Raw genomic sequence first — 10,977 nt, 5'->3', positions numbered from 1 at the left:
CGTCCAGCTACATCGGCCGGGCGCCTGATGCGCCGCTGATCGAGGATGCCGAAGTGCCGGATAACTTTTCAGGCGGGGAGATCAAGAAAGTCACCATCAGCCTGATCCCAAGAAAGCCATGAGAAGAAGCAGTTGCCCACGACACATGATGTGCGGGTGCGCACGCGGGTGCAGACCATCCTCGTGGCCGCAGAGCAGCGCCTGGTCAGGTCCATCTGAGGGTGCGTTCCAGTGGATCCTGCGCAAAGCCCCGAGACATTGTCTCCGGCAACAGGGTCCATCGGAAACGATACGGCCGTTTGGACTGCGACGCCAGAAAACTTGTTCCCAGGATCGATCGGATTGACCGCCTTACATCTGGCCACATACGCTGGCCGCAGCCGATAGCACGAAGGAGCTTCAATGATGCGATCTGGTTCCCCCGAGAGGCCGATGTGGACGCACCTTGCGTTCCAAGTATCTGACCTCGAAAGATCACTCTCATTCTACACTGACGTGGCACCGTTGGTCGTCGTCCAAAGGCGGGAAAGCGAAGGAAACAAGATCGGATGGCTATCGAACGACAAGCAGGTCGAGACACCGTTTGTTCTCGTTCTTGCCCAGTTCGGGCCTGAACTGAGCCAGCGCTTCAACTTCGAGCCCGGAAAGCCGCTCCCTACGCTGGCACCTTTCGCGCATATTGGTATCGAGCTGCCGAGCAGAGAAGAGGTCGACGCGATCTCGGAACTGGGCGCTGAACGGGGCATTTTGCGCTCCCCTGCCTCCCAGCGCGACGAAACGGTTGGTTACGCGTGCTCGATCTTCGATCCCGATGGGAACGTCGTCGAGTTCTCCTATGATCAGAAGGTCTACAGCACTATTCGAGAGTTATGGGGCAGTCCATGACCGACGAGAAGTTGACACGCGACAATGACACTCGCACCGCCGTCATTGCCTATATATCGACCTTGAATGCGGGAGATGCGGATGCCATTGCTTCCCGCGTGGCCCCTGACTTTGTTAACGAGCATATCGCCGAAGATGGCCTCAGTCTTGCAGGTCGCAATGCTTACCGCCAGCGGCTGCAGGGCTTCCTGGCCGAGTTTTCGGAGCTCCACTATGAGATCGTCGACATGATTGTCGAGGGCGATCAGGCGGCCGTGGCGTATCGAATGCGTTACAACTGGAAGGGAAAACAGCCTTTTAGGCGTATCGAAACTCGTGGCATGTTTCACTTTAAGGTGCAGGACGGATTAATCGCGCGCCGAACCGATTATCGTGACAGCGCCGTATCGCGCCGGCAGATGGAAGGTTGATCGCCGTACCACGGCGAGTCGAGGAATTGGTGTTAATGACCGAAGCCGTACCATCGCCCGCTGACCTTTTGATCGTCAACGGCGACATCGTGACGATGAATCCTGAACGCGAAGTGCTTGTCGGCGGCGCAATTGCCGTATCTGGCGATCGGATCGTAGCTGTAGGTTCAACGTCCCGATTGCGCGGGGCTTACCGCCCGGCTGTGGTCGTCGATGCTGCTGGGGGCGTCGTCACGCCCGGTTTCATTAACGGCCATCAGCATCTTACCATCGACACTCTCGTCGGTAGTTGCGTCCCAGACGCTTGGACGTCAGCGCAGGCGATCCGGGATTGGGCTATCCCGATGGGCCGCATGCATACCGGGGACGATGAGGAACTAGGCGCCACGCTGACGGCGGTCTCGAGCGCGCTTAATGGCGTGACAATGGTAGTCGAGGCCGGCTCGGTATCGAATCCTGAGCGTCTTGCGCGAGGGGTGGCGAAGGTCGGAATCCGAGCGACGACGGGCCTTTGGGGATCGAGCATCAAGGGACGACCATTCTCAGGGAGCGCAGACGAGGTACTCGCACACCAGTGCGCGGTGTTGGACGCATTCCCACCCGGCGGAATGGTCACCGGCTGGGTGACGCTGATTGGACACGGAACGGCTGACGACGATCTCATGGCGGGTGCGGCGGCGCTGGCACGATCGCGCAAAGTAGGCATGACGATGCACATGTCCCCGACCAATGCCGATCCTGAACTTTATCTGGAACGCCACGGTCGCAGGCCTATCCAGCATCTAAAGGATATCGGTGTGCTTGGTCGCCACTTGCTGATCGCTCATGGCGTCTGGCTCGACGACTCGGAAGTCGATCTGGTTCTCGATACGGGGACAGCGATTGCCTATTGCCCCTGGGCTTATTTCCGGCTCGGACAGGGAGTCAGCCGAGCGGGGCGACATGCAGAAATCTTCTTGCGTGGCGGTCGCATCAGCCTCGGTTGTGATTCCGCCAATGCTGGAGATCAAACGGACATTCTGCGCCAGGCCACGCTCGCAGCCGGGCTTGCAAAGGACACCCGAATAGATCCTTCTTGGTTCGGTGCGCATGAGGTTCTGGAAATGGCGACGATCCGCGGCGCTGAAGCTGTTGGCATGGCGCACGAGATCGGATCGATTGAGGTGGGTAAGGCTGCCGATATTGTCATTCATGACAATTCCGCGATGAACTGGTCACCGAAGGGCGATCCGGTGACCCAGCTGATCTGGGGCACCGATGGGCGTAGCGTACGCGACGTATTCGTTGCCGGCAAAGCGGTCGTACAAGCTGGCAAATGCGTGACGGTGGATGTCGATTTGCTGCAACGTGCTGTCAGCGAGGGCTCGCTCGACCTGCTTCGGCGGAGCAACTTAACCGTTCCGTATCGCTGGCCAATGATACCTTCCACCTAGCAGTGAATTAGGTGTTTGGTCGGCGAGGAAGCCGATCACGGCGGCGGTGAATTCTTCCGATTCTCGATATTGGACAAGTTCAGCGGCAGAAGCGGTTTTCCATGTCCCCGATCGCCGCGCAGCAGCCAGCATAGTGCGCCAATGCCGGTCTCGGTCTGCTCGATCTGGTAGCGGCGCAGATCCTCGTCGGTCGCGGTGTCCGGCGGCCGGCCCAGCCACGTCGCGAACCGCGACACGTCGCGCAGGTAGTTGCGCTGCGTCGCACGGGAGAGGCGGTGCAGGTTCATGTCCTCGATCATCCGCTCACGCAGAGACCGGGGCGGGAGATTGAGGGGCTGTATTTGTCATCGTTCGTCTCCTCGGTTGAAGGAGCCGAAAGAGTCTGCCTCCAGGCTGCGGCACTCAATCGTAGCGCGTCGTACGCCGGACTTTCACAACATCTGGCCGTTGAACACGGTAAAGCGCTTCAGGAACGCAATCGTCCGTGCCTCGCGATCCTCGCCCCGCGCCTTCTCTGCCTCGTCCCGAGGTGTGAAACGGTCGGCATAGCAGATGACCGTTCCCTTCTCCCCGCGCCGGACATGACCGCCTGCCTTTTCGGCCTGCCTGTAGGTAAGCCAGCGCTGCGATGCGTAACCCTGTTCGATCCCGGAGGCCCAAAGGATCAGAATATTGATGCCGGAATAGACCCGGCCCGATACCCCATTGTGCGGCATCGTGCAGGGACACCGCGTGGCATCCCACGGCTGCACCCATGGAAGCCTTCCTTCCTCCAGCTCTGCGATGATCTTGGCGGTAACCTCGCCATAGAGGCTCTGACGGTCTGACGTGCTCATGGTCCTTCACTCCTTCCTTCAACCGCCATTGACCGGCGCCAGGGTGGCGGGGGGCGGCAGGAGCGGACCAACAGCCCCGCCGGCTAAAGGCGGGGCGCACCCGAAGGGGCGGAACGAAGAGGAGCACCCGGGAGCAAAGCGGACGGGTTGCGCCCCGTCGAGGCGGGGCTACGGGTCCGTGACGCCCCCCCGCCACCTTGACGCCGAAGGCACCACGCCGCCGCGCCACCAGCGCGGCGACCGCCAAAGGGATGCAGCGCATCCCGACCGGACCGCTCAAGGCGGACCGGAACGCGTCACGCGATCGTCACGGCCATGCCGACGAGACGCCGAAGGCGGCTCGGCTGGAGCGCAGCGCAAGTAGAGCGCGGTCAGGCCGAGACGGCCTGAGACGCCTTCTTGAACTCTCGTGGAAATTTATTTTTCGCAAAGAAGGGGTCGCGTGGGTTCTCCACGGATATCCTGGCGTAAGTGCGGCTCAGAAGGGCTCATTTGGGAGCCTTGACCCTGAGAAATTTGGTCTCAATTCTTGGCTTATTGCAACAAGACGACCGATCATAACTCAGGACATTCGCATGATGACTGACCAGCCTCCCGACCGCATCCTACGCCTCAACACCGTACTCGATCGCACCGGGCTCAGCCGCGCCACCCTCTACCGGAAAATCCAGGATGGCACCTTTCCCAGACAGGTGCGCATCGCCGCCCGCTGCGCCGGATGGCGGGAGTCAGCGGTCAACGAATGGATGCGCAATCCTATGTTCTATCAGGTTGACGATGTCCGATCGTGGCCGTGATCATGCTCTGCGCAGGGTCTCATAGAGTTCGCCTGGCCCGAGGAGGATTTCCTTCAACCCATCGCGAACCTTCTGGCTGTGCAGAGCCTGGCTGCTCATTGTCTCATGCGCGACGAGGGCATCCATCACAGCGTTGAGGATTTCGTTCGACAATGTGGGCGAGGCGGAAAACTGAGCCTTTGTGTTGTTCTGTGCCTGAACCCGCAAGGCTTCGGACTCCAGCAGCTTCCCCTTGATCACGTTGTTCACGTAGATCAATTGATCGTCGTCGGTGAGTTCGCCCTCGAAGAGATCGTTTACCTTGGCGATGATTTCCGCCAGCAGGGCCTTCTCCTTGTCCTGAACGCTCCCCGAGCCGACGCCGGTGATCGGCGGCAACGGGACACGCTCACCGGTGATCGAAAGGTTCCGCTTGCCCTGATCCTTGAGGTTGTGATGTGTCAGCTTTACGCTGGACAAATCCACGCCTTCACGCTCACGACCGAATTGCAGCAGCGGAATAAGGCGCTTGTAGAACAGAAAGCGTTTTTCAATCTCGGTGCTGGCGTAATCGAAAATCTGCGACAGGAAGGTGTAGATACGAACGAACCCGCCCAGATCGTTGCGGAACAGGATCAGGGCGTTCATTTCGTCGCGGGCCTCGTCCTTTTCCGCCTTGTCCTGCGCCACCTTGTATCGCTCTTGGGCATCCTTGAACAAATGGAGGAGGCGTTGAGCCACTGGCTCAAGTGCGGCGATCAACTGGCCTTGCGTCGCGGAAGGATCGAGTTCCACCTTCACCAGCCGGTCGATCTCATATTGATCATAATGGCCAGAGGCATCCAGCTTGGCACGCAGATCGAAGATCAGATTGGGATCTGTTGCGGCCTCGATCTCGGCCGTTTCGTAGTATTGCCGGAAGGCTTGGAGCACCTCTTCCGAACTGTTCACGAAATCGAGGATATAGGTTGTATCCTTGCCCGGATGGGCGCGGTTGAGGCGCGATAGCGTCTGCACTGCCTGAATACCGGCCAGTCGCCGATCAACATACATCCCGCAAAGGAGTGGCTGGTCGAAGCCGGTCTGGAACTTGTTGGCGACGAGCAGAATCTTGCAATCTTCGTCAGTGAAGGCATCGCGGATGTCACGGCCCCTCAAGCTGGGATTGAGCTTGGCACTGGTTTTTGACAGCGCCTCCCCAGCGCCACCGGGTTCGTTGATTTCCCCGGAGAAAGCCACCAGCGTGGCCATCTTGTATCCCTGCGACTTGATATATTTCTCGATGGCCATCTGCCATCGCACAGCCTCAAGCCGGCTGCCCAGTACGATCATCGCCTTGGCCTTGCCTTCCAATAGTGATGCGACGTTCTCGCGGAAATGCTCGACGACGATCTGCACCTTCTGCGCGATGTTGTAGGGATGTAGGCGAACCCAGCGCATGATGCCTTTCATGGCCGCGCTTTTCTCGACTTCCTGCTCATCCCACTCCTCGCCGCCATTGGCCAGCTTGAAGGCCAGCCGGTAGGGGGTGTAGTTTTTGAGCACATCGAGGATGAAGCCCTCCTCGATCGCCTGACGCATCGAATAAACGTGGAACGGAGCAGGTTTGTTCGTCTCGTTAACGGGAAGCGCGGGGTCAGGTCGGCGGCCAAACAACTCGATGGTTTTCGTTTTCGGCGTCGCGGTGAAGGCAACATAGGTAACGCCGTCGGCAGAAGCGCGGGCGGCCATCTGCGCGGCCAGCAAATCCTCGGTGCTGATTTCTCCGCCGTCGGTAATATCCTCGATTTCCTCCGGCGTTAGAACGGCCTTGAGCTTGGCGGCGGTTTCGCCGGCCTGGCTGCTGTGGGCCTCGTCGGCGATCACGGCAAAGCGCTTGCCCAGCGTGGCCGCGCGTTCTCGCACTGCTTCCAGCGCGAAGGGGAATGTCTGCATGGTGCAGACGATGATCTTCTTGCCCGCGTCCAACGCCTCGGCCAACGCCGCGCTCTTGCTGCCGCTATCGCTGGTGATGGTGGCGACAACGCCCTTGATGCGCTCGAACTCGAACAGGGCCTCCTGCAACTGGGCATCGATCACGTTGCGGTCGGACACCACGATGACGCTGGAGAAGATTTTGGTGTCCTGGTCATCGTTCAGATCAGCGAGGAAATGGGCTGACCAGGCGATGGAGTTGGTCTTGCCCGATCCGGCGCTGTGCTGAATCAGGAAGCGGCCGCCAGCCCCTTCCGACTTGACCTGAGCCCGCAGTTGGCGAGTAGCGTCGAGTTGATGGTAGCGGGGGAAGATGATCCCGCTGATCTGCTTCTTCTTGTCGCGCCGAGCGATCATGTAGCGGCCAATGATTTCCAGCCAGCTATCGCGCTGCCAGACCTCCTGCCACAGATACGAGGTTGGATGGCTGGGCCCGCCCACCGGGTTACCCGCACCGCCATGGTTACCGCGATTGAAGGGCAGGAAGCGTGTGGCACCCCCGTCCAGCTTGGTGGTCATCATCACGTCGCGGTTGCTGACCGCGAAGTGGACGAGCGCACCGCTCGCAAAGGCCAGTAGCGGCTCGCCCCGAGGGGAACGGTCAAACTTGTATTGGTCGATCGCATCGCCGACTGACTGTGTGAAATCGGTTTTCAACTCGGCGGTGGCGACAGGAATTCCGTTGAGGAACAGGCCGATGTCGATGCAGTTCTCATTGGCCTTGGAATAGCGCAGTTGCCGCACCACGCGCAGGCGATTAGCCTGATAGCGCGCCACGATGTCCGGGTTCATGCCGGAGGCCGGCGCGAATTGCGCCAGGCTGACCAGCCCCTTTACCCCGATCAGTTCCACGCCATAACGCAGGACATCGAGCGTGCCACGATCGTTGAGCGACTTGCGCAGCCGATCGCACAGCACATCGATGGCCGCATGGCCGTGTGCTTTGGTCAGCGCCTCCCATGCCTGCGGCTGGGTCGTTTCCAGCCAAGTCTGCACATCTTCAGGAAACAGCGCCCGCATCCTGTCGTAGCAAACGGCCGAACCCTGATCATAAAGCCAACCCGCCGCGTCGAGGTCCGCGCAGATTTCGTCCTCGAAGCTGATTTCCCGGTGCAGCGCGTTCATGCCCATCCTTTCCTGGGAGCAGACCCGCTGCAATTGGCCGTCAAATAAATGGCGTCCCCAAAAGCCCCGGAAAACCGCGATTCCCCCCACCCCCTCCCCCCGGGGGGTGGGGGTGCAATCAAATACCCATCAAAGAAACTCACGCCCACCACGGCAGGTAGCGGGCATTCTTGTTGGCCTGCCCCTCTTCGTAGGGTTTGATCAGCCCAGCGCCGAGCGTATCCTTTATGATCCGTGAAACCGTGGCGGCATTGCCGGGAGCCACGCCGAAACGCTCTCGCAGCGAGGAATTGGTGACCAGTTCGCGCATTACATGACGCAGGCAGGCATGGAGATAACAGGCGTGTATCTTCTCCTGCCGATCCATGTCGCGCAGCGCTTTGGGTGCAAAGAGCGTAACCCGGAAAGCATGATCCTGCTGTTCCCAGACCGGCGCCGGTAGCTGGTGGACTTCTGTTTCAAAAACCACCTTGTCGATGCCGCTGCCCCGTTCCTCGCAAATGCCGATACGGCGCATGAAGCGGGCGAGCCCTTCGTTGCGCGAACGGGGCGCATGATCGAGCAGCCGATCCAGATCGATCAGGGGAGCGCCAGGATTGGTAATCTCAATCCGACCAGCGAATATCTCCACCGTAGGACCGGTGCCGTCGATGCTGAAGTCCTGATGGATCAGGGCATTCGCCACCAGTTCGCGAACGGCCAGTTCGGGATAGAGCGGCACCTCCTGGCGCAGAGCTTGTCCGATCTGTTCATTACGCGGCAATTGCCCATCTATCCATTCCATCAGACCCTCGAAGCCGGCGGCATAACCGCGACCACCTTCCTGTTCGCGCTCGGTCTGAATTCGATCCCGCCCGCGATAGACGATCACACGGACGGCTTTGCGGGAGATAGTGGGAAAATCCCCCAGCCGCCGGGCATAAAGGATCGCCCCCAGATTTGTGATGTCGAAATGCCCCGCCTCGTTAGGCGCAATCAGGCGATCTTCCGCTAGCCGATCGAGGATACGGGCGCGATCCTCGGGCAAGGGCACCTTCACGCCGTCGAAATAGGCCCGGTAATCCAGCAGATCGACCACCTGCGCGCCGTCGCAATCGGATTTGGCGATCAGCGTTTCAAATGGCCGACGATCGAATTGCCGCCAGAGTTCCGCTTCCTTGTCGCCAAGGTCACCAAGCGGCTGGTTGGTCGAGCCGACCCTGACCCATTCGCGCCCATCAAACTTGGTCGGTTCATTCGCAGCGGCGGGAATTTCCAGAAGCACCACGGAGAGGTCATCAATGGCCAGCGAATGAAAGCGGATGTTGAGGCGCGGCCTCAGGCAGCGAACCAGCCAGGCTTCAAGATTTTCATTGCCCTTCTTGGCGGTGCCTGGAACGAAATTCGTGCCGACGATGGCATGATCGGCATCGCGCACGCCCCAGACCAGATAAGCCTTGTCCTGCCCTTCCAGCGTGGCAGCGTTGGACAACGCGGAGATGGTCTTGCCGATCCTTTCGGGTTCGGCATTGTTTTCCTTGAACTCCAGCCATTCGGTTTCGGCGGGCAGGCGCGTGAGTTCGCGGACCAGCCGTTCCAGATAGCCGGGCTGTTCCTCGTTCATGCGAACAAGTCTCCTTGGTGGTGGGTGCTCGGTGCCGTGCCATCGGGCACAAAGTTATTGCGGTGCATCCACGCCAGCCAGTGATCGAGATCGGCGCGCTTGAACTTCTTGGTCTTCTCAGGGTGCCAGTCGTTGAGGACGCCGTTGCAGATGGTATCGCTATCAGCAGTTTTGCTGGCCGCGAGCAGATCGTTCCACACCGCATAGAGCGTGGCGACCGCTTCTACGCCGTCCCTGCCGATGCCCTTGAGCAAGGACAGCAACGCGAGAAATCGCCGCGCCCGGTCTTCCCCCACCAAAGCCGACAATGCGTTGAAGGGAGGCTGATAGTCCTTGGGAACATTGTAAGTGACCGGCTTGCCCTCGTCTCGGGGTTCATTGGTCAAAATGCCGTAGCTTTCCCAAGCCCCGTTCTGCATCGCCTCGATCAGGCTTGAGTCATATGGACCAGCGGCGTAGCGCTCATATCGCCCGTTCAGATCGCCAAACCCGGCGTGCCCTTCGGCAAGATAGCCCGCCTTCATCACAGCCATGCGCCCCATCGGTCCAAGTTCGCGGATGGCGTAAGCGCCAACCACGGCGCGCAATGTTGGTAAATTCGATGCTGGGCGCACGTAGTCGATGGAGATGACATTGCTCTGCGAGGTCACCCCGCGCACGTCGATCTTGCCGGTGACGGCGGCGGAGATCAGCGCGGCACGGCGTTCTTGCAGGAGGAGGATGGCGGATTGGGCTTCACCTGCAAGTTGATCGAATCGGCGTGCTAGGCGATCAAGATAAGCGATGATTTCTGTTTGTTCGTGGCGAGGAGGAAAACCAATCGCAAAATTGCGCACAAAATCATCTGGCACGCGTTTCTGCCCTCCGGCTCCATACATCGAACCCTCGCCTAGAGCGCGAAAGGGCTGAGATCTGAAAATCCAATCTAGATAGGCCGATGACATAAAATCTTGATGAGGACGGACAACGATAAGTTCGGTCGTCCCAAATCCGACCCCTTGCACCAACTGTTGCATGACCGCCCCTTTGCCGTTCTCAAAGCATGGGGTGATTTTGGCAACCGTCACATCGCCTTCGTGAAAATATGTGTAGCCGGTCAGGACATCCGCGATCGGGCGGGTTCGTTCCAGTGACAAGCCACCATCCTCGCCGATTGCTTCCATGGGGAGAAATGAAACTTCGGTTTCGGGTTCCCAATCGGCAATTTCGCTTTTGGAGGGGTTCAGGGATGCGACATGACGCAACCGCTTGACATCCCAATGGGCTGGGATTTGACCCAGCCATTCGATACCGCTGCCTTTCATCGGGGCGTGGGGGTTCAGGCCCTTGGTGACGGCGTGGGAGATGACCGCCTGCCGCTTTTCCTTCAGCAGCGCGATCAACCGCTCCTGCTCGGCCACCAACGCATCAATCTTCGCCGTTTCCCGGTCGAGGAAGGTGGCGATGGAGTTGCGTTCGGCCGATGGCGGCCATGGCACTTTGAATGAGGCAACAAACGATTCTGGAACGCGCTTCAGTCCACCTGCGCCCTGCATCTCGCCAGTCGCAGGGTCACGGAATATCCGAGACACTGTGAGCCAACGCAAGAAGTGTGCGTCGCTTGCTTGCTTGGGGCGAAGCACCGTTACTTCAGTCGTTCCAAACCCTCGGCCGCCAATGAGCCCCTGGATCAAGGCGCCTTTGCCATTCTCGAAGCAGGGTGTGACCTTCGCGAATACAACATCGCCATCCGCAAAGTACGAATAGCCATTGCTGACTTCACCAATTGGGCGTGTACGAGAGAGGTCGAGTTCGCCACGTTCGCCAATCGCCTCCATGGGCAAGAACGATAATTCCGTGTCCTCCGGCAGGTAAGTAACCTCATTCTTCGAAGGGTTCAGTTCGCACACCGCTTTCATCGGTGGGCAATCCCAATGGCTCGGCACCACACCCAGC

General features: G+C 59.5%; 7 protein-coding genes and 2 pseudogenes. 4 read left to right on the top strand and 5 right to left on the bottom strand.

Annotated features, from left to right (window positions below; translation table 11 throughout):
- Nucleotides 1-432 precede the first annotated feature (432 nt).
- Genes IEX32_RS16620 through IEX32_RS16610 form a run of 3 tightly spaced genes read left to right on the top strand, consistent with a single transcriptional unit; the run spans nt 433 to nt 2,728 of the window.
- Nucleotides 433-885 carry a VOC family protein gene (locus IEX32_RS16620; RefSeq protein WP_229736434.1) on the top strand — a complete coding sequence of 151 codons (453 nt, stop codon included), beginning with the start codon at nt 433-435 and terminating at the stop codon, nt 883-885.
- Complete coding sequence (locus IEX32_RS16615; RefSeq protein WP_188772668.1) at nt 882-1,295, top strand: ester cyclase; 414 nt, start codon at nt 882-884, stop codon at nt 1,293-1,295. The genes IEX32_RS16620 and IEX32_RS16615 overlap by 4 nt, the downstream gene beginning before the upstream one ends.
- Nucleotides 1,296-1,330: 35 nt before the next feature.
- Nucleotides 1,331-2,728: an amidohydrolase family protein gene (locus IEX32_RS16610; protein WP_188772667.1), complete on the top strand. Its 1,398-nt coding sequence runs from the start codon at nt 1,331-1,333 to the stop codon at nt 2,726-2,728.
- A 137-nt stretch (nt 2,729-2,865) separates the two neighbouring features.
- Here the strand turns inward: IEX32_RS16610 and IEX32_RS16605 are convergent.
- Both IEX32_RS16605 and IEX32_RS16600 read right to left on the bottom strand, forming a co-directional pair.
- Nucleotides 2,866-3,027, bottom strand: a pseudogene (locus tag IEX32_RS16605) (phage integrase N-terminal SAM-like domain-containing protein); the annotation flags it as partial.
- Nucleotides 3,028-3,174: 147 nt separating this feature from the next.
- A pseudogene (locus IEX32_RS16600) lies at nt 3,175-3,564 on the bottom strand (ArdC-like ssDNA-binding domain-containing protein); the annotation flags it as partial.
- Nucleotides 3,565-4,142: 578 nt separating this feature from the next.
- Here IEX32_RS16600 and IEX32_RS16595 point away from each other — a divergent pair.
- Complete coding sequence (locus tag IEX32_RS16595; protein ID WP_188772666.1) at nt 4,143-4,361, top strand: helix-turn-helix transcriptional regulator; 219 nt, start codon at nt 4,143-4,145, stop codon at nt 4,359-4,361.
- Here IEX32_RS16595 and IEX32_RS16590 read toward each other — a convergent pair whose 3' ends face one another.
- The 3 genes from IEX32_RS16590 to IEX32_RS16580 all read right to left on the bottom strand — a co-directional run bounded on the left by IEX32_RS16590 (nt 4,362) and on the right by IEX32_RS16580 (nt 10,940).
- Nucleotides 4,362-7,439, bottom strand: a complete 3,078-nt coding sequence (locus IEX32_RS16590; protein WP_188772665.1) for a type I restriction endonuclease subunit R — start codon at nt 7,437-7,439, stop codon at nt 4,362-4,364. It lies immediately after the preceding gene.
- Nucleotides 7,440-7,578: 139 nt separating this feature from the next.
- A complete protein-coding gene (locus tag IEX32_RS16585) occupies nt 7,579-9,042 on the bottom strand; it encodes an ATP-binding protein (RefSeq protein ID WP_188772664.1) in 1,464 nt (487 codons plus the stop codon).
- Nucleotides 9,039-10,940, bottom strand: a complete 1,902-nt coding sequence (locus tag IEX32_RS16580) for a restriction endonuclease subunit S (protein ID WP_188772663.1) — start codon at nt 10,938-10,940, stop codon at nt 9,039-9,041. The genes IEX32_RS16585 and IEX32_RS16580 overlap by 4 nt, the downstream gene beginning before the upstream one ends.
- Nucleotides 10,941-10,977 lie beyond the last annotated feature (37 nt).

The organism is Novosphingobium endophyticum, from assembly GCF_014640675.1.
Classification (GTDB): domain Bacteria; phylum Pseudomonadota; class Alphaproteobacteria; order Sphingomonadales; family Sphingomonadaceae; genus Novosphingobium; species Novosphingobium endophyticum.
Note: the sequence above shows the minus strand (reverse complement) of the source record. Positions and strands in the feature narration are given on the sequence as shown.